The sequence below is a fragment of the Duodenibacillus massiliensis genome, from assembly GCF_928721995.1.
GTDB lineage: Bacteria > Pseudomonadota > Gammaproteobacteria > Burkholderiales > Burkholderiaceae_F > Duodenibacillus > Duodenibacillus massiliensis.
Genome location: NZ_OV788642.1, coordinates 534,680 through 560,642, shown reverse-complemented (window position 1 = coordinate 560,642; position 25,963 = coordinate 534,680). Strand labels below are relative to the sequence as shown.

Sequence of the window (25,963 nt, the reverse complement as noted above, 5' to 3'; positions counted from 1 at the left end):
TGGCTCGTAAACTCGCGCTGACACATAAGGTCGGCTTAATTTAAGCCGCCTGCGGTGTTGTTTTTCTGAGGTGCGGGCCGGCTGCGGGAAACTGCGGCAGGGGCGCGCCGGGACGCTGTTGTGCGCGGCTTCTCCGGCTCTTTTTCAAGGGTCCGGGGTGTCTGAAGCGGTTGCGGTTCGGACGGCACGGCGGCACGGGCAAGAGTGTTGCGGAGTGTAAACGCCGGTCACTGTATTGCTCCAAATCATTGAGAGCCGACTGCAGGAATGACGTTGCCGGCAAAGAGGTTGACAATATCATCCCGAATGGGTAGGTCCCCTGGGACTTCCCACAAAAAAGAGCTTTTCTGACCCTGCCGGGTCATGCGGTGCGGTTTGTTGTGCTTGACGGACCGGATGAACCCAGGCGGATCCTCACGGATCAAGGAGACCATAAAAAATGAAGATTATCTACACCGACGTACTGGTGATCGGTGGCGGCCTGGCCGGTCTTCGCATGGCAGTTGCTGCCAAGCGTCGCGGTCACGACTCCATCGTCTTGTCGCTGGTGCCCCCGAAGCGTTCGCACTCCAAGGCGGCGCAGGGCGGCATGCAGGCCTCTCTCGGCAACGTGATTAAGGGCCTGGGGGACAATGAAGACGTCCACTTCGCCGATACCGTCCGCGGTTCCGACTGGGGTGCCGACCAGGACGTGGTGCGTATGTTCGTCAACACCAGCCCGAAGGCCGTGCGTGAACTCGCGGCCTGGGGCGTGCCCTGGAGCCGTATCACCCCGGGTGACCGCCAGGTCATCATCAACGGTGAAAAGGTCACGATTACCGAACGCAAGGAGGCCGCGGGCCTGATCGGCCAGCGTGACTTCGGCGGCACGAAGAAGTGGCGTACGTGCTTTGTGTCTGACGGCACGGGCCACGCGATGCTTAACGCCGTGAGCGACCGCGTCATCGCCGAACACGTTCCGGTTGTCGAACGTATCGAAGCTCTCTCTCTGATTCATGACGGCAAGCGCTGCTACGGCGCTGTCTGCCGCGATCTGATGACGGGCGAACTGATTGCCTACGTTGCAAAGGCTACGGCCATTGCCACGGGCGGCGCCGGCAAGCTCTTCCGCGTGACGACGAACGCTCAGATCTGCGAAGGCACGGGCCACGCTCTGGCTCTGGAATCCGGTGTTGCCACGCTCGGCAACATGGAAGCCATTCAGTTCCACCCGACCGGTATTTTCCCGGCCGGTATTCTCGTGACGGAAGGCTGCCGCGGTGACGGCGGTCTGCTTCGTGACGTTGACGGCCACCGCTTTATGCCGGACGTGGAACCGGAAAAGAAGGAACTCGCCTCCCGCGACGTCGTGAGCCGTCGTATGGAAGAACGTATTGCTCAGGGCAAGGGCGTGAAGAGCCGCTTCGGCGAACACCTCTGGCTCGACATCACGCTGTTGGGCGAACACCACATTAAGCACAACCTGCGTGAAGTTTACGAAATCTGCCACTACTTCCTGGGCGTTGACCCCACGAAGGAATGGATTCCGGTGCGTCCGGCCATGCACTACACGATGGGCGGCGTGCGCACGAACTACACGGGCGAATCCCGTCAGTTAAAGGGCCTCTTTGCCGCGGGCGAAGCAGCCTGCTGGGATATGCACGGCTTTAACCGCCTGGGCGGCAACTCCGTGGCTGAAACCGTTGTGGGCGGCATGATCGTCGGTGAATTCATCGCCGACTTCTGCGACCGTCCCGAAAACGGCATTGACATTCCGACCTCCCTCATTTATGACGCGGCCGCCAAGGTCAAGGCTGAATTGGACGGGTTCCTGAAGAATTCCGGCACGGAAGACATGGCCAAGATCCGTACCCGCATGCAGGAACTCATGACGAGCAAGATCGGTATTTTCCGTCGCGGCGACGTGATGGACAGCGCCGTCGAAGAACTCGAAGAGCTCTACAAGAAGACCTTCAAGGTCTCCTGCAAGGATCAGCTGGGCGCCAACGCCGAACTCACCTATGCCTACCGCACCCGCAAGATGCTCAAGGTGGCTCTCGCGATTGCCTGCGGCGCTACGGCCCGTAAGGAAAGCCGCGGTGCTCACTTCCGTGAAGACTTCCCGGTCCGCGACGACGCCAAGTGGTTGAAGCGCACCCTCTCTTCCTGGAAGGAAGGCGACACGATGCCGACGCTTACCTACGAAACGCTCGACATCAGCAAGATGGAACTCCCGCCGGGCTGGCGTGGTTACGGCGCCAAGAACTACATCGACAACCCCGAAACGCCCAAGCGTCAGGCCGAAGTCGATGCCATCCGCGCCAAGATGCAGGCCGAAGGTGCCGACCGCTTCCAGATTCAGGATGCGATCATGCCCTACCACAATCTGCTGCCCAAGCGTCTGCAGGGCCGCAATGAACGCATCGATGAACCCCTGCCGTAATTCCGAGGAGCTGAACTGAAATGAGTACTCAAGTTAAAAAGCAGCACCGTATGCTCAAGGTCAGCATCCTGCGCTACAACCCGGCTGACCCCAAGAGCGTCCCGCACATGCAGACCTACGAGATCGAAGAAAGCGACTCGATGACGCTCTACATTCTGCTGAACGAACTGCGTGACACGCAGGATCCGTCTCTGCAGTTTGACTTCGTCTGCCGCGCCGGTATCTGCGGTTCCTGCGCCATGATGATCAACGGTAAGCCCGGCCTTGCCTGCCGTACGCTCACCCGTGACCTTCCCACGGAATTCACGCTTGCTCCGTTGCCTGCGTTCGAACTGATCGGTGACCTCTCGGTCAATACCGGTAAGTGGATGCGCAACATGAGCGAACGCATGGAAACGTGGGTTCACATGAAGACCGAAGAGATCAATCTCTGCAAGAAGGAAGAACCGATGGATCCGCAGCTGGCGGAAGACATCTACCTTCTGGACCGCTGCGTGGAATGCGGCTGCTGTATCGCCGGTTGCGGTACGGTCCGCATCCGCCCGGACTTCGCCGGCGGCGTCGCGATCAACAAGATCGCCCGCTTCCGTCTGGATCCGCGCGACACCCGTAACGACGCCGATTTCTACGATGTGATCGGTGATGATTCCGGTGTGTTCGGCTGCATGTCGCTCTTGGCCTGCCACGACTTCTGCCCGAAGGATCTGCCGCTGAAGACCCAGATCGCGTTCATCCGCCGCAAGATGGCTGAACAGGGTATCAAGAACTACGACAAGGTCACGCCCACACCGCAGAAGAAGATCTACATCAAGCGTCTGCACTAAGACTGTCTGATGTGATCCGTATCTGACGGATAAGCCCGCTTCTGATTTCGTTCGGAAGCGGGTTTTTCGTGCCCTGCCTGATGTAAAAACCGAAGCGCTTTTGCATGAGTTTTGAGCAAAAGCATTGTCATCGTATTGTCGTGTAACTGTGTGTTGCGCGATAATTCACACAACTTTTCGGCATAAACCAAGCCGATCAGTCCGATTGCTTAAATTCATGCCTCCGCGATGAAGAAATCCGATACCGCAGTCACATTGGTGGTCTACGCAATCACCACATTGTTTTTGGTCATGACGCTTAAGCTTCCCCCGGAAGCGCAGACCTATCCCCTGGCGCTACTCACAGCGCTCTACGTGTTAAATACCCTCTACATTCTTTCAGCGTATCTGAAGTGGCGCGTTGAGCGGAAGATGCACGACGATTTGGCCGAGCACTTCAAAGGCTTTTTGCCGAAGCAGTTCATCGGGGTCATCATCGGCATCATCGTCTACGTGGTGCTTCTGGTCACTGCGGGCTACTACATCGCAACGATTGCGTATCTTGCGGGGGCTCTTCTTTTTCTCAAAGTCAAAAAGCAGTGGATTGTGCTCGTGATCGCGGTGCTTCTCGCGGTGATCTACCCGGTCTTTACGCTCTTTCTCAAAGTGCCTCTTCCCAAAGGCATGCTTTTTTCCTGATTCGTGCCGGAGGAAATGACAAATGCTTGAGACACTGAGTCTGATGGGGGCGGGGTTTGTAAACGCACTTTCCCCGATCAATATCGCCGCCATGTTTTTGTCGACGGCCCTGGGCGTCACGATCGGCTGCCTGCCAGGGCTTTCGGCCGCCATGGGCGTGGCGCTTTTGCTCCCGATTACCTTCGGCATGCCCCCGGCAACGGGCCTCATTGTTTTGGGGGGCATCTACTGCGGCGCCATTTTCGGGGGCTCCATTTCAGCGATTTTGATTCATACGCCGGGCACGCCCGCTTCTGCCGCAACCGCAATTGAGGGCTATCAGCTCACACTGAAGGGGCAGGCGGCAAAAGCGTTGACGGTTGCTTGCGTCGCGAGTTTCTGCGGCGGGCTTTTGTCCTGCATTTCGCTTTACTTCTTTTCGCCGGCACTCGCTCAGCTTGCGATGCAGTTTAAGAGCCCGGAATACTTCTGGCTTTCGCTTTTCGGGCTCACGGTGATTGCGGGTGTGTCCTCGAAGTCACTCTTAAAGGGCCTCATCTCGGGCTTTATGGGGCTTTTGATTTCCACAATCGGCATGGACCCGATGGAAGGCGTTGAGCGCTTCATGTTCGGACAGAGCACGCTTTATAACGGCGTGAACGTCACCTGTGCTCTGATCGGGCTTTTCTCCATGTCCCAGGTTTTGATTCTTGCGGAAAGCCGGATCGTCGAGCGCGCCAAAGCCAAAGCGATTACCGATAAGTTCCGTCTGACGCGCCCTGAGATGAAGCGCATCACGCCGCCCGTGCTGAGAAGCTGGATTATCGGCAACATCGTGGGGATTCTGCCCGGCGCGGGAGCCACGATTGCCTGCTTTATGGGTTACAACGAAGCCAAGCGCTTCAGTAAACACAAGGAAGAATTCGGTAAAGGGAGCATTGAAGGCGTTGCCGGCAGCGAATCGGCCAACAATGCGGTCACCGGGGGCTCGCTCATTCCGACTTTGACGCTCGGTATTCCCGGTGAGTCGGTGACGGCGGTGCTGATGGGGGGCCTTGTGATTCACGGCCTGCAGCCCGGGCCCGAACTTTTTACAACATACGCGGGCATGACCTACACCTTCTTTGCCGGTTTTGTGATCGTGCAGTTCATGATGCTGGCGATCGGCCTTTTGGGCTGCAAAGGTTTTGCCCAGATTTCGCGCGTCTCTGACGCCATTCTCATTCCGAGCATTGTGGTGCTCTGTGTTGTGGGTTCTTACGCGATTCACAACAACATCGTGGAAGTGGGGATCATGTTGATCTTCGGTGTCCTGGGGTATCTGATGCGTAAGTTTGACTTCAACGCCGCCGCGATGGTCTTGGGGCTCATTCTCGGCCCGATCGGGGAGAGGGGCTTGCGTCGGTCGCTGATGCTCTCGGACGGCGATCCGTCGGTGCTCTTTTCGACACCCTTGTGCTGGATGCTGATTGCGCTTTGCGTGATCGGTATTCTCTCGCCCCTTTTCATGAACCGCTGGGAAAAGCGGATGACGGAGCAGCAGTAGTGTTCATCAACCGGTGCCTTGGTTAATGGGGCATCGGTTTTTTATTTTCGGCGGTGCCGGTCACAGGAACCGAACATGTGCCGCAACAACCAAAGGAGACAGTAACGTGAAGAAGTTTTTGATCGCAACGGCAGTTCTCGGCGCTCTGGCCGCGGGCACAACGGCCTGGGCCTGGCAGCCCGACGGTGACGTCACGGTGATTGTGGCTTATAAGGCGGGTTCGGGCACCGACACCGGTGCGCGGCTTCTTTCCATGGAAGCCGAAAAGTATGTCGGCAAGACCCTCATCATCAATAACCTGCCGGGCGCTGACGGCAAGATCGGCTGGACGGAACTGGTGCGTGCCAAACCCGACGGCCGTACGATCGGCTTTATTAACCTTCCGACCTTTACGACGCTTGCGGCCCAGCCCGGTGCGCCCTTTAAGGTGAGCCAGATCACGCCGATCGCGAACCACCTCACCGAAACGAGCGTTGTGGTTGTGAAGGCGGACAGCCCCTGGAAGGACATCAAGAGCCTTGTGGCCGCGATGAAGGAAAAGGGAAATCTGCGCGCGTCAACGAACGGCGTGAAGGCCTCCAACCACACGGCCGCGCAGTTGTTCGCGAAGAGTGCCGGAGCCAAATATAAGGCCATCCCTTACGGCGGCACGGCCGATCAGCTTCTGGCACTGCGCCAGGGCGAAGTGCACTTTACCTGCGCGAAGGTTGCTGACGTTGCAAAACTCGTGACCGGTGCCAAGCCCGAGCTGCGCGTTCTGGCTGTTTTCGATAAGAAGCGTCTTGCTGAATTCCCGGATGTTCCGACGTTGGGCGAAGTGGGGCTCTATCCCGAATGGTACGGCTCTGCGCGCGCCGTGGTGGCCCCGGCGGGCACCCCAAAGGAAGTGATGGACTTCTATGCTGAGGCGTTTGCCAAGACCATGAAGGATCCGGAAGTCATTGAAGCCCACAAGAAGGCGGGGCTTAACCTTGACTACAAGGACGCTAAGGAACTCGGTGACCTCATCAAGGCCCAGGAAGTCTTTGCCAAGGATGTGGTGAACAAGCTCTACTAAACCACAACCGGTAGCGTTTTTACTAAACACCCCGCGCTTGAATGCGCGGGGTTTCCTGACACGGTGCAGGCTTTCCCGTAACAGGCAAGGTTTTTGAGGCCTTGTCTGCCCGGGCGTCCCCTGCACCACAGGAACATTTAAAACGCAACCGCTCTACGGGTACGGGCTTCATCAGCTCGATCCGTCGGTTCCGGCGAAGGACTGCTTCGTCTTGCCGATTCGCTGGTTTGTACTGCACTATCGGTCCGGCGTTCCCTGAGACTTGTTTGAGCCTCGCAAGCGCTGATTGCTCAGCCTTCAGATCGTAGCTGTCAGTGGCGGGATCCGCAAAATACAGGTTCATGGCGGCCGCAAGGTCGCGGTCCATGTACCAGTCCGTGTCTCCCAACTGATGACTTCTCTCCCAAAGAGCCTTCTTACGGTACGTTCCCGTTTCGGGATCGTGCTGACTCGGGCGCAGTTTTGCGGGGACTGACTTCCACCACACAACAGCCGGCGCTTTCAGCCTTACTTGTCATCCGGGTTATCAATCCTGCAATACCGCTTTTGCCCAAACTCTTGCCGTATCCGGCTCTCTGAAATGCTTTGTATGCGTTCTTCTCCACAATGACGGTGCCGGCCCTGCCGAACACCTGGTTAATCACTTCGCCGTGCAGGCAACGGCGGGTTTGCGCCTGGCGGCGGTACAGATCCGCAAGTTTTGCCTTTGTTGCCTTATAGGTCTTGGATTCCTTCCAGACAAGCTTTTTTCCGGCGGCTTTAACGGTGCCATCCGCGTTGTAGCACTCCCGATTCGTGTCTCTGTGGGAGCGGTCCATGGCACGTAAAAGACGCGCAATCTCCTTTTCCTGAGAGACAGTGTCCGCGCTCACCAAAATCTTCTGCTGCCACTCGGGGCTGTAAAAAGTCATGGTCCTCGGGCCCGGGTCAACAGCCACCTTGAGATCCTTGGGAGCATAAACGTGCTTGACGGGCGGTAAGCCTTCGACAATGAGCTGAACAAAGTAGCGAATACGGCCGCGGATCATCCGCTGGACAAGACGGCAGTATTTGACACGCTTAAAGCCGGACGGATCTGTTGCTGAAAGAAGAGCTTCTTTCTGCCAGGCACGTGTGGCAATTTTCTGCGCTTCGTTGATGCCGATGCGCTTTGTAAAGCCGCCCTTGGCACGATGCTCTTTCACGACATCATGCAGGGCATACTCGGAAAGGCGGGAGGACTTCTGAATTTCCTTAAGCCGCTTGTTGCGGTCTTTTCCCTTGGGCATCGCGGCCGTGAGCTTTCATGCTTCAGTGCTTTTCTTGGCGCGCACGCGTTTCTTTGCCGTTCCAAGAACAGCATTGAAGAGCTGGCGTGCATCGGAGAAGTAGGTCTCCAGCGCACTTTCCTGATCCTCTCCGGTTTTCAGGCCCAGCTCGATGACAAAGGACGGTGTGCGCGATTTCATAGCGGCTGAATATACCTTAAGCGAAAACTATGTACATGGTTTGGCTGCGTTTGCTCCAAGATTAAATAATTTCGAAAGCCCGCATTTCTCCCGGGGCTCAAGCCCCGGGAGAAATGCGGGAAATTCTGTGAAAGGCTCTGACGGAAAACCGCCGGAGCTTTTTTGGGCGGCGGGTTTTAAACAATCGCTGAGTCTTGACGAAAATCAAAAGCCGTAAAAATCATTGCATTTTTGAGGTTGAGCCGTAAAGACTCGGTGAAAGCCAGTAAAAAAATCCATGAAATCAGACGACTGAAACGGGCAGACTGAAAGTTATAAAAATAAGCCATTATGCTTATGGTGTTTTACCGAGGTTCTAATACCTAATTTGAGTAAAAACGACTTGCACCAATACAAAAATAGGGTGTAGTATGTGGCTCGAAAGGAAGGGATAGGCTGTTTTGCTTAGGTGTAAGACAGCAATTCTTCCGGCGTGACGGTCCGTCCGGACCACGGGCAGGGGAGGTCGAAACCCCGGCACGCAGACGGACTGAAGCATTTTTAACGGGCAGAGGGCGTGTTTTTGAAGCGCTTTGTCCTGAACGAAAGAGGAGCTATAAAAGATGTCTCGTATTGAAAACGATTTTCTGGGCGATCTGGAAGTACCTGATGATTGCTACTACGGCGTGCAGACGCTGCGCGGCAAGCAGAACTTCCACATCACGGAAATGCCGATGAGCCAGGAACCCTTCTTTGTCATCGCCTTCGGCTATGTCAAGAAGGCTGCCGCCATGGCCAACAAGGAACTCGGCACGATTCCGGCTGATGTCGCCGACGCTCTCATCTGGGCGTGCGATCAGCTGATCGCCGGCAAGTACCGTGATCAGTTTGTGACCGACTGGCTCCAGGGCGGTGCCGGTACGTCCACGAACATGAACTGCAACGAAGTGATCTGCAACCTCGCTGCTGAAAAGCTGGGTTCTGTGAAGGGCGACTACAAGCGCGTTTCCCCGAACGACCACGCCAACTTCGGTCAGTCCACCAACGACACGTATCCGACGGCTCTGCACCTTGCGCTGATGCTCCGGAGCAACGTGCTTCTGAAGTCTGTTGAAGACCTCGTTGCCGCCTTCTACAAGAAGAGCGAAGAATTCAAGGGTGTTCTGAAGATGGGCCGCACCCACCTGCAGGACGCTGTTCCGATGACCCTCGGCCAGGAATTCCACGGCTGGGGCTTCACGATCGCCGATGAAATCAAGACGATCCGCGAAGCGCAGGAACACCTGAAGGTCATCAACCTCGGCGCCACCGCCATCGGTACGACCGTGACGGCACATCCGGACTATCCGGCTCTGGCTTCGAAATACCTCGCTCAGCTCACCGGCATCGACTTCAAGAACAGCGAAGACCTCATCGCCGCCACGAGCGACTGCGGTGCCTACGTTGCGATTTCTTCCGCGATGAAGAGCCTCGCCATCAAGCTCACGAAGGTCTGCAACGACCTGCGTCTTCTCGCCTCCGGCCCCCGCTGCGGTCTTGCTGAAATCAATCTGCCGCAGCTGCAGCCCGGTTCCTCCATCATGCCGGGTAAGGTCAACCCCGTGATCCCCGAAGTCACCAACCAGGCTTCGTTCCTCGCGATCGGTCTTGACCAGACGGTGATGCTTGCCGCTTCGGCCGGCCAGCTCGAACTGAACGTTATGGAACCCGTGATCACGTTTGCTCTGTTCACCGGCCTGCGCGTTCTCTCCAACGCCTGCAACACGCTGCGCACGAAGTGCATTGACGGGGTGACCGCCAACGCCAAGCGCACCGAAGCAATGGTGATGAACTCCTGCGGTATCGTCACGCTTCTGAAACCCCACCTCGGCTACAAGACCTGCGCCGCCATGGCTCACGAATGCTATGAAACCGGCAAGTCGCTGCACCAGGTTGTGGTGGAAGAACGCAAGATGCTCACTCAGGAAGAGTGGGACAAGACGTTCAACCTGCAGAACCTTATTGCACCGAAGTTTGTGCAGTAATTGAAAGGGCGTGAAAACGCCTGAATAAAAAGCGCGCTCTGTTTTGAAGGCAGAGATGAAACGGAGGGCGGGCCTGTAGGGTCACCCTCCGTGCTGAAGTTTAAAGCCCCGTTCCCCGGGTGTGAGGACTTCAGACAATCTCAAGTATGGTTCCTTTCCTTTTGCCGTACTGTCAAAGCTTTCCGAAGCAGAGCAGCCGATAAGCACCAAACCTCCACCTGAGGAGATATCATGGACTTAATGGTCATCCTTCAAATTATTGTGCTTCTGGGCGCAATCTATATCGGTGTGCGCCTCGGCGGCATCGGTATCGGTTATGCCGGCGGCGCCGGCGTCCTGGTCCTCGGTCTGTGCCTCGGCATGAAGCCGGGTAACATTCCCTGGGACGTGATTCTGATCATCGCATCGGTGATCGCAGCCATCTCCGCCATGCAGCTTGCGGGCGGCCTTGACTACCTCGTTCAGATTGCCGAACGGATCCTGCGCAGCAATCCTAAGTACATCAACTACCTCGCCCCGATCGTCACCTATGTTCTGACGATCTTCGCCGGTACCGGCCACACCGCCTTCTCGATGATTCCGGTTATCGTTGAAGTCGCCAAGGGCCAGAAGATCCGCCCGGTCGTTCCGCTTTCGATCGCCGTGGTTTCTTCCCAGATCGCTATTACGGCGTCTCCGGTTTCCGCAGCCGTCATCTACATGTCCGGCGTTCTCGAAGGCTTCGGCTGGTCTTATCCGGCTCTCTTGGGGATCTGGATTGTGACGACCTTCATCGGCTGCATGATCACGTCCTTCGTGATGACGCTTTGCTCCAACATGGACCTCGACAGCGACCCGGTTTACAAGGATCGTCTCGCCAAGGGGCTCGTGAAGGCTGTTTCTGATGAAACCAAGACTCAACTCAAGCCCTACGCCAAGCGCTCCGTTCTCATCTTCCTGATCGGCGTTGTCTGCGTGGTTCTGTATGCCTCCGCGATTTCTCCGGCCGTGGGCCTCATCAAGCCCGTCGTCGTGCCGCGTGACGCAGCCATCATGAGCCTGATGCTCTTGGTCGGCACCCTGATCACGGTTCTGTGCAAGATCGAAATCGGTAAGATCGCTGACTGCTCCGTCTTCAAGAGCGGTATGGTTGCCTGCGTGTGCGTGCTGGGCGTTGCCTGGCTCGGTGACACGTTCGTTTCCGGCCACATCAACGAGATCAAGACGCTTGCTGCTTCCACGGTGACCGCTTACCCGGCTCTGCTTGCAGTCGTGTTCTTCATCGCCGCTATGCTCCTGTACTCTCAGGCTGCTACGGCTAAGGCCATCACCCCGGCTATCGTGGCGGCTCTCGGCATCACCGCCGCCAACCCCGGTGACAGCTACATGCTCGTTGCCTGCTTCGCCGCCGTGTCTGCCCTCTTTGTTCTGCCGACCTACCCGACGCTTCTGGGCGCCGTGCAGATGGACGACACCGGTACGACCCGCATCGGTAAGTGGGTGTTCAACCACGCCTTCTTCATGCCGGGGCTCCTCGCCATCGTCTTCAGCGTGGCTCTGGGCTTTGTGGCTGCGAAGATGTTCTAAGGTTTGAGACATCGTTTCGAATCTGCCTGGTTTAACGCCGGGCAGTGACGGAATCTAAGCCTCGGGCAGAATCTGTGGGTCCACGGATTCTGCCTTTCTTATTTTCGGCACCCGAAAAAATTCCCCGAGCGTTTGTATCGAGACGCTTCCGCCTGTTTGTCCGTGTGTTCTGCACGGCTACAATTCCGACACGTGTTTTGCATGCCGCCCGTTTGCGGCTTTCTGCGTTTTTGACGAGGACAGGCTCCCCTCATGACGGAAATTCTTCAAAGTATTCTGATTTACGCGGTGCCCGCGATTCTCGCAATTACCCTGCACGAGGCCGCGCACGGCTTTGTCGCCAAACGTTTGGGCGACAACACGGCCTGGATTCTCGGCCGCGTCACGATGAATCCCCTCAAACACATTGATCCCGTGGGAACGATCCTTGTGCCGGGGCTTTTGCTCGTGGGCTCCATGATTGCCGGGGGTGCCGGTTTTCTCTTCGGGTGGGCAAAACCCGTCCCCGTGAATTTCAGCAGGCTGTATAACCCCAAGCGCGACATGATCTGGGTGTCGCTTGCAGGTCCCGGGATGAACATTGCGCAGATGTTCTGCTGGCTCATTGTTTTAAAGATCATTGTGCTGGGTGAGCCTTCCGGCATGATCGGGCAGACGGCCGTTGATATCTGTCTTGCCGGTGTTTCGGTCAATATGATTTTGGCGGCCTTTAATCTCCTTCCGATTCTGCCGATGGACGGCGGACGGGTACTTGCGGGGCTTTTGCCCTGGCGGCAGGCCGTCGCCTATTCACGCCTTGAACCCTACGGGCTTCTCATTGTGATCATTTTGCTTGCCACCGGGATTCTTAACTATTTTCTGAGGCCCTTTATGCAGTTGGCGCAGACGTTCGTCGAATGGACCGTGATGCTTTAAGGAGCCCGTGACGATGCCCGTTGATATTTCGGTCGCCTCGGACCCTGCAAGCGCCTGGCTGATGCGCTTTGCCGGGCTCATAAAGCCCGAGGGCCGCGTGTTGGAGATTGCCTGCGGCAACGGCCGCAACACACGGTTTTTAAAGCTCTGTGGGTTCCACGTCACGGCAGTGGATGTGAACGTGCCCGCCGCGCACTTTCCGGAGGGCGTGGACTTCCGGCAGCTCGACCTTGAGCAGGAGGACTGGCCCCTGACGGGCCTTGCGTTTGACGCTGTGGTGGGGATTAACTACCTGTGGCGTGCGCACTGGGCGTCGCTTTGGAATAACCTCAGCGAGGGCGGTCTGTTTATTTATGAGACCTTTACCGGGCATCAGTTCAGGCGGGTTGGAAAACCGAGAAGCGCCGAACACCTCCTCGGGCCCAATGAACTCTTAAACCTCTGCCGCACCCGCGGCGAAGTGGTGGCCTATGAAGAGGGGCTCACGGACGCCGCGATGTCGCTTGCGCGCATCGTGGTGCGAAAGGGCAGGGGTGAGATGCCGGAAAGCCGCCTATATTGTCCGAGATAACGAATTCTGATTTGAGTGGTTGTTTTAAACACGATGACAACGAATGTGATGCGCCCGGCAGTAAACGACGGGCTTGATGCGTGGCTTACCTACGCCGAACACTTAAACGAAAAGCCCATTGACATGGGGCTCACACGCATGAAGGCCATGATTGAGCGGCTGGGCATTGCCTTCACCTGTCCGGTCTTTACCGTTGCGGGCACAAACGGCAAGGGCAGCACCTGCGCGATGCTCGAAAGCATTCTGCGTAACGCCGGCAACAAAGTCTGCATGCACACGTCGCCGCACCTGTTGCGCTTTAACGAGCGCGCGTTGATTGACGGCAAAGAAGCCGAAGACGCGGCGATTGTTGAGGCGCTTTCCGCGGTCGATGCCGCAAGAGGCGACATGCCGCTCACGTACTTCGAGATGACGGGGCTCGCGGTACTCCTGCTGTTCATGAAGGCAAAACCGGATGCCGTGATTCTTGAGATCGGTTTGGGCGGCAGGCTTGATGCCATGAACGCGATTGATACGTCCTGCGGCATTGTCTGCGCGATCGGCATTGACCACGTGGCGTTTTTGGGCAACACCCGGGAAAAGATTGCCTACGAAAAGTCCTGCATTTACCGTCAGGGGCGGCCCGCCGTTGTGACGGACCGGGATGTCCCGGCGACCCTTATTGACAATGCCCGTGCGATCGGCGCGGAACTTAACTGCTACGGGCGGGACTTTGAAACCAAGGTCAATGCCGACGGCACCTTTGACTTCTCGGTAAAGGGGCAAACGCTCTGGCAGACGCTTCCGCATCCCGCGCTTGCCGGTGACAACCAGATCATGAATGCCGCGGGCGTTCTGGCGGCCTTGTACCTTATGCGCGACAAACTGCCTGTAACGGAAGAAGCGGTCTGCAAGGGGTTGACGACCGTACGTATCACCGGGCGCTTTGAGACGGTGCAAAAAGGCGGAGAGGTTGAGCCAGAGATCATTTTTGACGTGGGGCACAACCCGCAGGCAGCGGCGTCACTCGCGGCAAACCTGAAACGCACGCGTGAGCCGGGGCGCAAAACCTTTGCGGTTTTGGGGATGCTTGCGGACAAAGATATGACGGGCGTGATCCGCACCGTGAGCCCAGAGGTCGATCACTGGTTTGTGACGGGCCTCGGGACAGCACGTGGGGCGTCTTTGGAGGTTTTGAAGAAGTCGCTCATGGAAGCGGGCCTGACCGCCGCCGACATCACAGAGTGCGCGAGCCCCGCTGCGGCGTTGTCTGAAGCCCAAAAAGCGGCCATGACCTGCGGTCATCCTGTTAGAATCATCGGATTCGGTTCTTTTGTCACGGTATCGGCTCTGATTGAAGCGCTTCGCAGTGACAAAAAGACGCTTGCGGTCTGGCCGTAAGCGTTTAACAGGGACGGCGCACCTTTTTCCATGATCGACAAATTTCAAAAGCTTTTCGGCCCCAATCCGCCGCGCGGCTCTGAAGCCGAGCCTCAGAGCGCCGGCGTGGAGCCGCTGCAGTTTGCCGATGCGCTAGGAGACGAAGCGCAGAAAAAGCGTATGCAGCGTATCAGAAACAAACGCCGCATTTTGGGGTTTGCCGCTTTTGTGCTTGCTTTTCTGATTGCCGCGCCCACTTTTTTTGAGCCCGACAATACCTACGCCGACCGTACGGCCAAAACGCTTATTCCGCCCCTGGAAGACGTGAAGCCCGCGGCGGTTGTGAAAATCAGTCAGACCGAAGAAGCCGCAAAGAATTTGCGGGAGCCTCCGGCTTCGCAGTCCGCGGTGGATTCCGCGGCGAAGTCGCTTTCGCGCGCCAACCCCGTGACGGCTTCCGCAAGCCTCGCGGCGGGCTCGGAAACGCCTGCATCCGCGGCGAAAAACGACGAGAAGCCCGTGCGTAAGGCGGGGGTTGTGAGCGAGGAGAAGCCCCGTGAGGCGGCTGCTAAAAAGACGGAACCCGTAAAGACCGCCAAGGCAGCCGACGCAAAGCCCGCGGCCGGCAAAAAGACGGTTGCCGGTCCCTACGGGATTACGGCCTCCGAGACCGGCCGCTACTACATTCAGATTATCGCGACCGCAAACCAGAAGTCTGCGCTTGAGAAGGTGAAGTACCTCAAGCGCCTGGGGCTGCCTGCCTACGCCGAAACCGTGAAGCGCCGCAATTCCGATCTCTGGCGCGTGAGGGTGGGGCGCTTTGCCACATTGGATGACGCCAAAGCCGCGCGCGACCTTCTGGCTCTTAACAGTGAATCCCACGGCGGCATCAGTCAGCTGCCCGCTAAGAAGTAAACGAACGCCATGAATGAAGCTGATTTTGTGATCTGTGCCGTGCTCCTTGTGTCCACCGTGGTGGGCGTCAGCCGCGGCGTGGTGCGCGAGATTCTCGCCATCGTCGGCTGGGCCGTGGCGATTTTTCTAGCGTTGAATTATTCGCCGGAATTGGCGCGCGTGATTCCTCTGGAAAGTCTCGGCATGGCTGTGAGAACGGCCTGCGCCGCGGTCATCATCGTGGTGCTCACGCTTTTTACCTGCGGGCTTTTCGGAAAAATCTGCTCAAGGCTTCTGGAGGCTGCGGAAATCACCTTTGAAGACCGCGCGATCGGTTCGGTGTTTGGTTTTGCAAGGGGCGTCGTTGTCGTGTGCCTTGCGGTGTTTCTTCTCGGGATGACCTCGGCCGTGAGAACCGGCCAGTGGCGCAATTCCGTGCTGATCGTTCCCTGCGAGCGCATCATCGACTTTACGATGCCCTATATGCCGGAAACCATCGTTGAGATGCGCAAGCGCTACAGTGTGCGTTAACATTTCGTCATAGAATTCCGAAACTTTTGCTTCAGAGAGGCTGAGCCCCTGAGGCACCTCCTTCTTTTTTCTTCATATAACCCGGGAAAACTCAACATGTGCGGTGTTGTCGGCTTGGTCAGTAAGGAACCTGTTAACCAGCGTCTCTATGATGCGCTGCTGCTTTTGCAGCACCGCGGTCAGGATGCCGCGGGGATCGGTACGTTGGACGGCCTCACGTTTCACTCCTATAAGGCGATGGGCCTGGTGCGCGACGTCTTCCGCACCCGCAACATGAGGGATCTCACCGGCAACATCGGTATCGGGCACGTCCGTTATCCCACGCAGGGCTGCGCCAGTTCCAACCAGGAAAGCCAGCCCTTTTATGTAAACGCTCCCTACGGCATCATGTTTGCCCATAACGGCAACCTCACCAACGCCGAAGAAGTGAAGGACAACCTCTGGAACGTTGACCGCCGTCACATCAACACCACCAGCGACTCCGAAGTCCTTTTAAACGTCCTTGCTGACGAACTCTCGCAGGCCGTCAAGCCCGGTGAGAAGTTTTCTCCTGAAGCCGCCTTTGAAGCCGTCAAGGGCGTGCACCGCCGGGTGAAGGGCTCTTACGCGGTCGTCGCCTTGATTGCCGGCAAGGGCCTTTTGGCATTCCGTGATCCGCACGGCATCCGGCCGCTTTGCTTCGGTACGCACGTAAACGCCGACGGCAGCAAGGATTACCTCGTGAGCTCCGAGTCCGTGACGATGGTGGGCCTTGAATTTCAGTTTGAACGCGATGTGGCCCCCGGTGAAGCGGTCTTTATCAGCCAGGACGGCGATTTTTCCTGCGCGCAGTGCGCGGAGCACCCGACGCTTAATCCCTGCGCCTTTGAGTTCGTTTACTTTGCCCGTCCCGACAGCGTGATTGACGGGATCAGCGTCTACGGCGCGCGCCTGCGTTTGGGTGAGTACCTCGCCAACGAAGTGGCTTCCCACATCAACTTGTCAGAAATCGACTGCGTGATGCCGATTCCGGACTCAAGTCGCCCGGCGGCGCAGCAGCTCGCGCAAAAGCTCAACATCCCGTACCGCGAAGGGTTCATCAAGAACCGCTACATCGGCCGCACCTTCATCATGCCGGGGCAGACCACCCGCAAAAAGAGCGTGCGTCAGAAGTTAAACGCGATGCCCGTGGAGTTTGAAGGGAAGAACATTCTTTTGGTCGACGACTCCATCGTGCGCGGCACGACGATGGAGCAGATTGTCCGCATGGCCCGTGAGTCTGGCGCGAAGAAAGTGTACGTGGCGTCTTCTGCGCCGCGCGTGATGTACCCGAACGTCTACGGGATTGACATGCCCACGCGCGCAGAATTGATCTGCGGCCACGGGGAGAGCGCCGAAGAGGTTGCCAAACGGATCGGCGCCGACGCCGTCGTGTATCAGACCGTAGAGGGCTTAAAGGATGCGTTGACGGACCTCAATCCCAGGGTCGAGCAGTTTGACTGCTCCTGCTTTGACGGCGTGTACGTCACGGGCGATATTACGAAGGAATACCTCGATAAGCTCGAAGCCGACCGCATGAAGCCCAAGGCGCCCGCGGCCGGTGACGATGAATAACTGAGTTTACGGGTTGACGAAGCGGGGTTTCCGGTGAAGGGAGATCCCGCTTTTTTAATGAATCGATACGCATGATGCAGTCCCCGCAGATGCCTTACCGCACGGCGCTATCCGCCTGCGCCGCTTTTTTTGCCGGTCCCGGGATTTTCTACGGGATGCTCACCTCCCGCATGCCCGCCTTAAAGGCGCAGGCCGGTGTTAGCGAGGGCGAGATCGGGTTGCTCCTTCTCTCACTCGGCCTTTCGGCCCTCGTGATGCTTTTAATGAGCAGCCTGCTGGTGACGAAATTCGGCAGCCGCCGGGTGCTGGGCTGGGGAAGCCTCGTCTGTATGGCGGGGATTCCGGTTGCTGCGTTTGCCGCGGACTTTTGGGTACTGTGGGGCGCTTTTATTCTCTTCGGGTTCGGCATGGGCCTCTGGGACGTTTCGATGAACGTGCAGGGGATGGGCGTTGAGCGGCGCTACGGCAAATCCTCGATGCTGATACTGCACGCAAGCTACAGTACGGGAAGCGTGATCGGTGCGGCCTCCGGCGCCTTTTTTGCGGCGGCGGAGCTTGCCGTCGTCCCTCATTTTCTCACCGTGTTTGTGGTGTACCTTGCGGTACGGACCTGGGCCAAAACAAAGCTCTATGAGGATCAGCCCGCAGGCGGCGCCGCAAAGAAAAGCGGCTCGATTTTCGGGCTGCCGCTCATCGTTTACGTGTTTGGCCTGATGGCTGCGTGCGCCTACGCCTCTGAAGGGTCGGCTGCGGAGTGGGGAAGTCTCCTGCTGCATTCCGTCAAGGGCGCGGACGAAGACATCGCGGCCTTGGCCTTTGCCGCGTTTTCCAGTGCCACGGTTGCCTGCCGCCTTTCGGGGGAACCAGTGCGGCAGAAGCTGGGGGACTTCCGGATGGCGTTTTTCGGGGCGCTCATTGCCACGTTTGCCGCGGCCGTCGTGCATTTCACGGAAAGCCCCTATTTGTGCCTTGCGGCGTATGCGCTTTTAGGCGCCGGATTGTCTCCGATTGTGCCGCTTTTGTTCAGCCGCGCGGGAAGTTTGTCTTCGGTGTCGCCGGCGGCCGCAAGTGCTTTGATTTCGGTGCTTGCCTACGGCGGGATGCTGATGGTGCCCCCGACTTTGGGGATTCTTGCCGAAGATTATGGGCTTAACAATGCGCTTCTTTTGGTGCCCTTTTTGTGCGGGCTCATTGCTTTGGGAAGCCTCGTGCTTCGGATCCGGTAGGTGATGGACGGATCAGAGCAAACGCCGCCTGCGGCTTCCTTTTCATCGGCCCCGCGCTTTTTTACGGGACCCTGATGGCGCGGATGCCGGCACTGAAGGCGCGGGCCGCTCTCTCAGAGTCTGAGATCGGGGGGCTTCTTTTGGCGCCCGGCATCTCTGCCGTTCTGATGATTGCGGCATCGTCCCGGCTTGTGGCGCGTTTCGGCAGCCGCCGGATTCTTGCGGCGGGTGTTCTTTCTGCTGCAGCCGGTCTGGTGACGGCAGCCGGTGACGCTGATTTTTGGTGCCTTGCTGCGGCCTTCGTGCTCTTTGGGCTCGGTGAGGGGCTTTGCGACGTGGCGGTGAACGTGCAGGCCATGAGCGGTCAAAGGCGATGGAATCTGCGCGTCATACTCATCATGCACGCGCTTTATAAGTGCCGGAAGTGTGATCGGTGCCGCCCGGACTTTACGGACTTTGTGCTTTTGGTGCTTACGCCGGGGTCATTGACGATGCAGCTGCGCATGCGGCAGAAGAGGGGGCCGAAAGACGTTTCAAGCTTGCGCCGGTTGTCTGGATTTTCGGGCTCATGGCGGCCTGCGCGTATGCAGCGGAAGGTGCATCGGCCGAGTGGGGGCGCCTTACTTCTGATGACAAAAGGTGCCGGGTTGGATGCGGCGGCACCGGCCTTTGCCGCCTTTGCGGCCGCTGCCGCGTTGTCTGCCGTCTCGTCGGCGAGCTCCTGCGGCGGCGCCTCACAGAGGGGGGGCTGATGACGGGCGGCAGTCTCACTGCGGCGGCCGCGGGCTTGATGCTCTGTTTTTGTGAAAATCCCGTTTTCTGCCTGGCGGCTTTTGCGCTTCCGGGAGCCGGGCTTTCGCCTGTTGTACCGCTTCTTTTAAGCCGCGCCGGACGTCTTGACGGCGTCAGTTCCGCCGCGGCGGCCTCGCTGATTTCCGTGCTTGCGTACGGAGGGCTGTTGGTGGTGCCGCCCGTGATCGGCCTCATTGCGGAGCAGGCAGGACTTGAAGCGGCGTTACTGACGGTGCCGGTTCTTTGTGCAGTGGTAGTTGCCGGAAGTTTGCTCTTCAGGCAAAAATAAAGCCGCAGGAAAGCGGTCTTTCCGTGCGGCTTCGGGCATTTCAGTCAGAAATTACTTCTTCGCAGGCTTCTTTGTGTCGGTCTTGGCTTCTGCTGCCGGTTTGGCCGGAAGCTTTTCAATGCCGTCAATACGCATCACAAAGTGCGCGGACTTACGGGGTTCGGCCGTGTTGAGTTCGAGCATTTCGATTTCGTCCCCCACCTGCCAGCCCACGTTATTGAGGTCGCTTGCCTGGGGTTGGGCGGTCTTCACGTCCGTGGCTTTGCCCGTATGGTCAAAGGTCTTTAATGCCGTGAGCGTGTAGCGGCAGGCGTTGTCCGGACAGGGTTTGCCGGTGCCTTCTTTGAGTGTCTTCCAGTAGGTGGTGCCGTTTTTGGTCCAGGTCTTGTCGGTATCGAGTTTGGCTGCCAGCTCGCGGTTGAACTTATCTTCTTCCGCAGCCTTTTGCTGCAGCACTTCAAGCCCGCGGTAAATCTGCTGCTTCGGGCCGGAGTAAACGCAGGTCAGACCCGCCTGATTCATCGCGACGGTGTATCGGAGATCACACCAGGCCGCGGCAAAGTCGACGGTCAACTGTTCGTTTTTCCAGTCTTCGGGTGCAAAGTAGATGGAGTCGCCCTTGGTGCAGCCTGCGGCTTCGGCGTAATTGCGCACAACGCAGAGCTTTTCAGAAATGGGCGCGGGTTTGACGGTTTGTTCGCCAGAGCCGCAGCCCGTGAGAGTCAGGGTGCCGATAACGGCGGCGGCAATGCCCGCAGCCGGAATGAAACGCGTGAACATAAGAAAATGAATTCTTGGGTTTATGGATCTTTAGCCGCGGATTTATAGCACGGTAGGGGCGAATCGGGGAGAGGGGATGCGTAATTTCGCTGCGGCCTTTTGCCTTTTCTTTTGAAAGAATCATGCGGCAGGTGAATTTTGGGGGCGGCAGAGGGGGGCTATTTTGAAAAACGGACTACGGAAATTAGTGGGTGTGTACCCGTCACCTGTAATTTGAAATTCTGAGCTGTCACTGCACACCTAATTTCATAAAGTTTTCGGGCGAGAAAAATTCAAAAGTGTTGGAAGAAAGAAACAGTATTTAAAACAGCCGAAAACGGCCGAAAAGCATTAGGGTATACCCCTCCCCCCCTGGCACAAATCCGTTGAATTTTTTATCCTGCGTTTGTACCTGCGTAAAAGGCAGGTGTGTACCCGGAAGTTTCGGGTACGACAAAAACGAAAAATTTTTCGGAGTTTTGATAAATGAATAAGTCTTTTAAGGTCGTCTTCTCCAAGGCGCGTTCTGCGCTGATGGTGGTTAACGAAGCGACTTCTTCCATTCAGGCCAAGGGCACGAAGACGGTGATCGCTGCGGCAGCGGCTGCGATGATTGCCGGCGGTGCTGTGGCTGCGACGACTTCGACGACTGTTATCGTCAATGGTGATAAGGAAGTGGCAAACCTGGCAGCTGGTACGGCTTACGACAGCTATACGATCGTCGGAGCCGGTGCTTTCGGTGCTCTGTCTGTCAGGAACACAGGTACAACTGTAAAAGATGTAGCAAATTTAAGCTTTACCAACAACACGACTTCGGGTAAGGCTGGTGCTCTGGCTTTGGATAAGGCCAGCCTCATGCTGACGGACGCTCAGTTCTCGAACAATTCGGCCGCCGGCTGGGGCGGTGCGGTTCGCCTATGGGCTCCGTCCGGTAGCAGTTCTGCTCTGACGCTGAAGACAAATCGCGATCTGACCTACGCAGGCAACAAGGCCGGCCAGGGTAAGACGGCCGAAAAGGACGGCTCTACGGCTCTCGGTGCCCGTTATGAAGACATGGGCGGTTTTGCCCACCTGCAGGGTAACTCCACGCTGACGCTTACTGCAGCTGCCAACACCACCCTTACGATCGGCGAAACGGGTGCTGCTCAGACGGCAGGTCTTGATTCCATTACGACGTCCAACGGCGGTAACACACTGGTGATTGACGGTGCAGGCACGGTCAATCTGAACGGCTCTCTGGAAGGTTTTGTCGGTGGAATCACTGTTTCCAGCGGTACGGTCAATATGGCCACCGGTTTTGGTTCCATCGATAACGACACCCAAGCTAGTGTTAATTCTCAGACGGCCAATGCTTCCGGTGCAACAGCCGGCAATGTTCAGTCTGTTCTGACGGTTAAGAGCGGCGCCACTGTCAACATGGGGGCGCTCACGATCAACCGCAGCACGAAGGCCGATACCGTTGCTCAGGCCGGTACTCAGCTGAAAGTTGAAGATGGCGGCAAGCTTTATGTTGAGTCCATTACGCTGGGGACAAAAGAATACAAGGATAAGGCGCTGGGTACTACGCCTAATGAAAAGCTCGCAAGCGGTTCTCTGACCACGACCGGTTACGGTGCGGTGGATGTGGCCTCGGGCGCCGTTGCTGAAGTGAAGAAGGATGTGACGGTTGCTGCCGGCACGACCTTTGACAAGACCAATTCCGGTGCCTTTACGGTTCTCGGCAAGCTCAAGACCGAAGCGGCTGTTAAGGACGGTGCTAAGGAAGGTGCTAAGGAAGTTTCTCCTGCCGGTGTCTTCAATGTGAACGGCGGTTCCGTTGCCGTTAATACGGTTGCCAACGCCGGTACGACAACTGTCGCCTCGGGCGCTGTCTTCAGCGTGACCGGTACCGGTTCTACCAACAGCGGTGATATTTCTCTGCAGTCCGGCGCAAAGTTTGTAGTGAAAGCCGGTGCTGATCTGACCAATACCGGTGCTATTGCTGGTGCTAAGAACAATGCCGGTGCCTACACCTCTGTCGGCGACGTCACCGTTGCCGGTAAGCTCGTTAACGGCGGCAAAGGTCTGATTCAGACCGCAACGCTCACCGTTAAAGACGGCGGCTATGTCAGCACGAAGATTACCGATGCGTATGCCGTTAGTAAGACTACAGTGGAGAAGGGCGGTACCTTCAATCTCACCGAGCTCAATTCTCACTTGGACGGTACGGCTGAAGGTGCGTTTGACCAGCTGCTTTTGGCGGGTGGCGAGGTGGAACTTGCAGGCGGTGCCGTGACGGTTGCTGACAAGGCCTTTACGGGTAAAGTTCAGCTCGGTGTGAATATTTTAGACGAGAAGAATACCCCCACTTCGTATAGTAAGGCTACGCTGACGATCTCGGCCGGCGAATATGCGGCTGATACGTTCACTACGCTGCAGAACAAGATTAGTACTGATAAATCTACTCTGAACGTTACCGGCGGTCAGTACACCATCAAGACGCTGAATGCCAATGGCGGTGCGATCAACGTCGCAGGCACTGGTAAGCTCGTCATCGATACCAAACTGTCGACGGATAGTGGTTCTGCCTTCACGATCAGCCAGGGCGGTACGGTTGAAACTACTGCGGCTGCTCTTGGGCTCAAGATCGGTGCAACGGGTGTGACCGTCGATTCGGGTTCTACCTATAAGAAGACCATCACCAACAACGGCGAATTGGTTCTTTCGGATCTGACCGGTATTACCACGACGAAGACTTATCTTGGTGGCATTAAGGCTACCATTCAGGGTGACAGCACCGGTCTCCTGAATCTCGGTGCGCTGACCATTTCTGATGCAGTTACAGACGGCAAAGCTCTGTTCGCCGATGTGACTGGTTCCGGCGCATTGGCAGGTATTGCCAGCGATGCGCTCAGCCAGGCTACTGTTACCGGTGTGAACGGTAGCTTCACGAAAGCCGGTTCCTACGGCAAGCTGGAGGCTGCTACGGCCGACGCTGCCGCCACGGTTTCCGGCGCAGCTCTGACACTTAACGGTACCGGCGACCTCTTCACGTATGTGAGCGGTTCCACGACGACTGTTAAGGGTATTACTCTTGGCACCAGCGGTTCTCTCACGACCACGGGTTCTGCCAACGGCGGTGCAAAGATTGGTGCAGTTCTGAAGGGCGATGGGGCTACCGGCACCGCCCTCACTGTTGCTGATAACGGTGTTCTGACTGTTTCCCAGACGGATTGGGCTCCTAGTGATCAGGGGATTAAACTCGTCAATGTAGACACTCTGACCATTGGTAAGGGCGCTCAGCTTACCGCCGGCATTACGAAGGCTGCGGTTGCTGCTTCCGGTCAAACGCCTGCAACTCCGGCGACCTATGGTGATATTGAGGCTGGTACTCTGAACGTTGACGGCAAGCTTGATGCTTCCAACAGCACGGTGACCGTGACTTCCGGCGCAACCTTCACGGGTGATGTTGCTTCTACGGTCAAGACTCTGAGCCTCCAATCCGGTGCAACTGTCAGTGTCGGCACGAATACTGCTGCAGGTAAGCTGGTCGTTAACAATGTTTCCGGCAATGGTACGATCTTCGCGGATCCTGCCTTTGTGAAGGGTGTTTCTCAGTCGCACAGCACGGTAGCTGTTGAAACGGTTTCTGCTGACAGCACCGTTGTTGCAGGTCAGAACTCTGTTGTCGCTGTCGGCTTTAAGGACACCGCAGCAGCTGATGCAGCGTTTGCCAAGACCGGCTTTGTGCTTGCTGACACGACAGCTGAAAACGCGCCTGCCAATGCCGTGAACTCTGTCCTCTATGTTCAGGGGACAAAGGATGCCAACGGCGGCCATGTCTCTGCTACCGGTAAGTTCGCTGCGACTAATGAAACCAGCCCCACTCAGTACGAACAGGGTGTTCGGATCGATAAGGGTTCTCTGCTCGTCGTTGATGCATCTACAGTTGATGCAACCTACGGCAATACAGCAGTGTTCAGCGGCATTGTGAACGTTGAGAAGGGTGCCAAGGTTTACTTGGCCAACGTTGTTAACGGCAACACGATCAAGCTTAGTGCAAACGAAGACGCGCAGTTGAACGGTGATGTGTACTTTGAAGGTGATCTGCTTCTCAATGAACAGATGTCCGGTTCGACGGTGACCATTAAGTCGGCTGATCTGAAGACGCTCAAGAGCGAATTCGGTGACGTGGCCGGTATTGATGCGGCCTGGGGTATGTTTGACGAAGGTGCCAACCTCAACAACAACTCCAAGTCTGCTGCGTTCAATAAGTGGCTGTACACAAGCACGAGCTCTGCCGGTGTTGCGTCTGGTGATCGGGTCGATACGGTTCGCTTAAACAAGATCGCTGCCGATGTTGCCTCTCTCGGCGCCACGACCGGTGTTCAGACGATGACGATGGACGCTGTGAACCAGATGGGCGAAACGGTTGCTGACCGTGTGTCGCTCCTCACCCAGCGTGCTGCCGGTGTGAACGTTTGGGCTGCCGCCAACGGCGGTATGTTCGAAGCCAAGTCGCTCTTTGACGGCGCAGGCTACGAAAGCGACATCTACTCCGGTGTTCTCGGTGTTGACTACCAGTTCGCCTGCAACGCCGTTTTGGGCGCCGCTCTGACGATCGGTACGGCCGACACGGACAACAAGAACTCCGGTGTGAAGGCGAGCACGGATTCCGACTTGGTCGGCTTCTCCGTCTACACCAGCAAGACCTTTGCAGACGTTCTCGGTGTGTCTGCTGACATCGGTTATCTGACCGCTTCCAACGACGTGACCGCCAACGGTTACGGCCAGAGCTGGAAGTTCAGCCAGGATACCGACGCCTTCACGATCGGGCTGCGTACCGAAGTCCTCGCGGAAGTCGGCGCTGTGAAGTTGGTGCCGCATATCGGCATCCGCTACACGGCTCTGTCTACCGACGGCTTTGAAGCCGGTTACAAGACCGAAATCGACGATCAGAACATCTTCCAGATGCCGGTTGGTGTCACCGTCTCCGGTGACTTCCAGACGGGTGACTGGACGGTTGCTCCGAAGTTCGATCTCTCGTTTGTCCCGACCTTCGGCGACAAGGATGCTGACCTCAAACTCGGCATCACCGGTGTGAACGCCACTGACGACCTCGCGGTCCGTGTGATTGACTCCAACCCGGTTCAGGCTACGTTGGGCGTCAACGCCACCAACGGCGCCTGGGGCTTTGGTCTCAACTACAAGCTCGGCGTGGGCAGCGACGACCGTATGAACAACACGTTCAACGTCAACGTCCGCTACGCGTTCTAACCGAACGGGCAATAAACCTCAGTTGTGAAAACAGCTGAGTCGGCATCGCCTAAAGCGGTAACGCCACGGCGGTGCCGAAAAGCTTTACCGCTGCCTCAGAAGTTTCAGCAAAGGCTTCCGGGGCAGCCTTCCGGTTTTGCTTGAGCCGGTTCGGTCGTGCTGAGTGCTGATGCGGTCAGTGCGGCTGCAAAACTCCATGTCAGGCATTTTGTAAGCCCGTTTCTCTTTTTGCAGTGGAAACGGGCTCTTTTTTTA

At 57.1% G+C, this 25,963-nt stretch carries 21 protein-coding genes; 17 read left to right on the top strand and 4 right to left on the bottom strand.

The annotated features are described in order from the left end of the window. The first annotated feature begins 439 nt into the window (after positions 1-439). The 5 genes from NXF97_RS02460 to NXF97_RS02440 all read left to right on the top strand — a co-directional run bounded on the left by NXF97_RS02460 (position 440) and on the right by NXF97_RS02440 (position 6,506). On the top strand, positions 440-2,422 hold the full coding sequence (locus tag NXF97_RS02460) for a fumarate reductase flavoprotein subunit (RefSeq protein WP_022373942.1): 1,983 nt from the start codon (positions 440-442) through the stop codon (positions 2,420-2,422). A 20-nt stretch (positions 2,423-2,442) separates the two neighbouring features. Beyond that, complete coding sequence (locus NXF97_RS02455) at positions 2,443-3,246, top strand: fumarate reductase iron-sulfur subunit (RefSeq protein ID WP_022373943.1); 804 nt, start codon at positions 2,443-2,445, stop codon at positions 3,244-3,246. Positions 3,247-3,474: 228 nt separating this feature from the next. After that, on the top strand, positions 3,475-3,924 hold the full coding sequence (locus tag NXF97_RS02450; protein WP_022373944.1) for a tripartite tricarboxylate transporter TctB family protein: 450 nt from the start codon (positions 3,475-3,477) through the stop codon (positions 3,922-3,924). Between the two features lie 22 nt (positions 3,925-3,946). Then, on the top strand, positions 3,947-5,449 hold the full coding sequence (locus tag NXF97_RS02445; protein WP_074010013.1) for a tripartite tricarboxylate transporter permease: 1,503 nt from the start codon (positions 3,947-3,949) through the stop codon (positions 5,447-5,449). Positions 5,450-5,555: 106 nt separating this feature from the next. Beyond that, positions 5,556-6,506: a Bug family tripartite tricarboxylate transporter substrate binding protein gene (locus tag NXF97_RS02440; RefSeq protein WP_235836795.1), complete on the top strand. Its 951-nt coding sequence runs from the start codon at positions 5,556-5,558 to the stop codon at positions 6,504-6,506. 22 nt (positions 6,507-6,528) lie between these two features. Here the strand turns inward: NXF97_RS02440 and NXF97_RS02435 are convergent, their stop codons facing one another. Genes NXF97_RS02435 through NXF97_RS02425 form a run of 3 tightly spaced genes read right to left on the bottom strand, consistent with a single transcriptional unit; the run spans position 6,529 to position 7,954 of the window. Then, positions 6,529-6,993, bottom strand: a complete 465-nt coding sequence (locus NXF97_RS02435) for a hypothetical protein (RefSeq protein ID WP_274956347.1) — start codon at positions 6,991-6,993, stop codon at positions 6,529-6,531. Further along, positions 6,923-7,774 (bottom strand): hypothetical protein, encoded by an 852-nt coding sequence (locus NXF97_RS02430; RefSeq protein WP_274956346.1) that lies wholly within the window; start codon positions 7,772-7,774, stop codon positions 6,923-6,925. Before NXF97_RS02430 ends, NXF97_RS02435 begins: the two co-directional genes overlap by 71 nt. Before the next feature lie 15 nt (positions 7,775-7,789). Then, positions 7,790-7,954 carry a hypothetical protein gene (locus NXF97_RS02425; protein ID WP_154666326.1) on the bottom strand — a complete coding sequence of 55 codons (165 nt, stop codon included), beginning with the start codon at positions 7,952-7,954 and terminating at the stop codon, positions 7,790-7,792. Positions 7,955-8,556: 602 nt separating this feature from the next. Here NXF97_RS02425 and NXF97_RS02420 point away from each other — a divergent pair. The 11 genes from NXF97_RS02420 to NXF97_RS02370 all read left to right on the top strand — a co-directional run bounded on the left by NXF97_RS02420 (position 8,557) and on the right by NXF97_RS02370 (position 19,693). Then, the gene (locus NXF97_RS02420) at positions 8,557-9,957 is read left to right on the top strand and encodes an aspartate ammonia-lyase (protein WP_022373887.1); all 1,401 of its coding nucleotides are present in this window, start codon (positions 8,557-8,559) and stop codon (positions 9,955-9,957) included. 240 nt (positions 9,958-10,197) lie between these two features. Beyond that, on the top strand, positions 10,198-11,523 hold the full coding sequence (locus NXF97_RS02415) for an anaerobic C4-dicarboxylate transporter (protein ID WP_204207021.1): 1,326 nt from the start codon (positions 10,198-10,200) through the stop codon (positions 11,521-11,523). 252 nt (positions 11,524-11,775) lie between these two features. Beyond that, complete coding sequence (locus tag NXF97_RS02410; protein WP_022373885.1) at positions 11,776-12,438, top strand: site-2 protease family protein; 663 nt, start codon at positions 11,776-11,778, stop codon at positions 12,436-12,438. Positions 12,439-12,451: 13 nt separating this feature from the next. Continuing rightward, positions 12,452-13,009 carry a class I SAM-dependent methyltransferase gene (locus NXF97_RS02405; RefSeq protein WP_022373884.1) on the top strand — a complete coding sequence of 186 codons (558 nt, stop codon included), beginning with the start codon at positions 12,452-12,454 and terminating at the stop codon, positions 13,007-13,009. A 15-nt stretch (positions 13,010-13,024) separates the two neighbouring features. After that, positions 13,025-14,389 carry a bifunctional folylpolyglutamate synthase/dihydrofolate synthase gene (locus NXF97_RS02400; protein ID WP_274956345.1) on the top strand — a complete coding sequence of 455 codons (1,365 nt, stop codon included), beginning with the start codon at positions 13,025-13,027 and terminating at the stop codon, positions 14,387-14,389. Between the two features lie 30 nt (positions 14,390-14,419). Beyond that, on the top strand, positions 14,420-15,283 hold the full coding sequence (locus NXF97_RS02395; RefSeq protein ID WP_274956344.1) for an SPOR domain-containing protein: 864 nt from the start codon (positions 14,420-14,422) through the stop codon (positions 15,281-15,283). Positions 15,284-15,292: 9 nt separating this feature from the next. Next, complete coding sequence (locus NXF97_RS02390; protein WP_274956343.1) at positions 15,293-15,793, top strand: CvpA family protein; 501 nt, start codon at positions 15,293-15,295, stop codon at positions 15,791-15,793. A 96-nt stretch (positions 15,794-15,889) separates the two neighbouring features. Then, entirely contained in the window at positions 15,890-17,386 is a 1,497-nt protein-coding gene (purF, locus tag NXF97_RS02385) for an amidophosphoribosyltransferase (RefSeq protein ID WP_274956342.1), read from the top strand. A 71-nt stretch (positions 17,387-17,457) separates the two neighbouring features. Beyond that, positions 17,458-18,612 carry an MFS transporter gene (locus tag NXF97_RS02380; protein ID WP_274956341.1) on the top strand — a complete coding sequence of 385 codons (1,155 nt, stop codon included), beginning with the start codon at positions 17,458-17,460 and terminating at the stop codon, positions 18,610-18,612. A gap of 74 nt (positions 18,613-18,686) precedes the next feature. Continuing rightward, positions 18,687-19,364: a hypothetical protein gene (locus NXF97_RS02375; RefSeq protein ID WP_274956340.1), complete on the top strand. Its 678-nt coding sequence runs from the start codon at positions 18,687-18,689 to the stop codon at positions 19,362-19,364. Then, a complete protein-coding gene (locus NXF97_RS02370) occupies positions 19,364-19,693 on the top strand; it encodes a hypothetical protein (protein WP_274956339.1) in 330 nt (109 codons plus the stop codon). Before NXF97_RS02375 ends, NXF97_RS02370 begins: the two co-directional genes overlap by 1 nt. Positions 19,694-19,744: 51 nt before the next feature. On the opposite strand, the gene NXF97_RS02365 is transcribed toward NXF97_RS02370, so the two are convergent. Then, the gene (locus NXF97_RS02365) at positions 19,745-20,473 is read right to left on the bottom strand and encodes a hypothetical protein (protein ID WP_274956338.1); all 729 of its coding nucleotides are present in this window, start codon (positions 20,471-20,473) and stop codon (positions 19,745-19,747) included. A gap of 465 nt (positions 20,474-20,938) precedes the next feature. Here NXF97_RS02365 and NXF97_RS02360 point away from each other — a divergent pair, with 465 nt between their 5' ends. Beyond that, positions 20,939-25,708 (top strand): ESPR-type extended signal peptide-containing protein, encoded by a 4,770-nt coding sequence (locus NXF97_RS02360; protein WP_274956337.1) that lies wholly within the window; start codon positions 20,939-20,941, stop codon positions 25,706-25,708. Positions 25,709-25,963 lie beyond the last annotated feature (255 nt).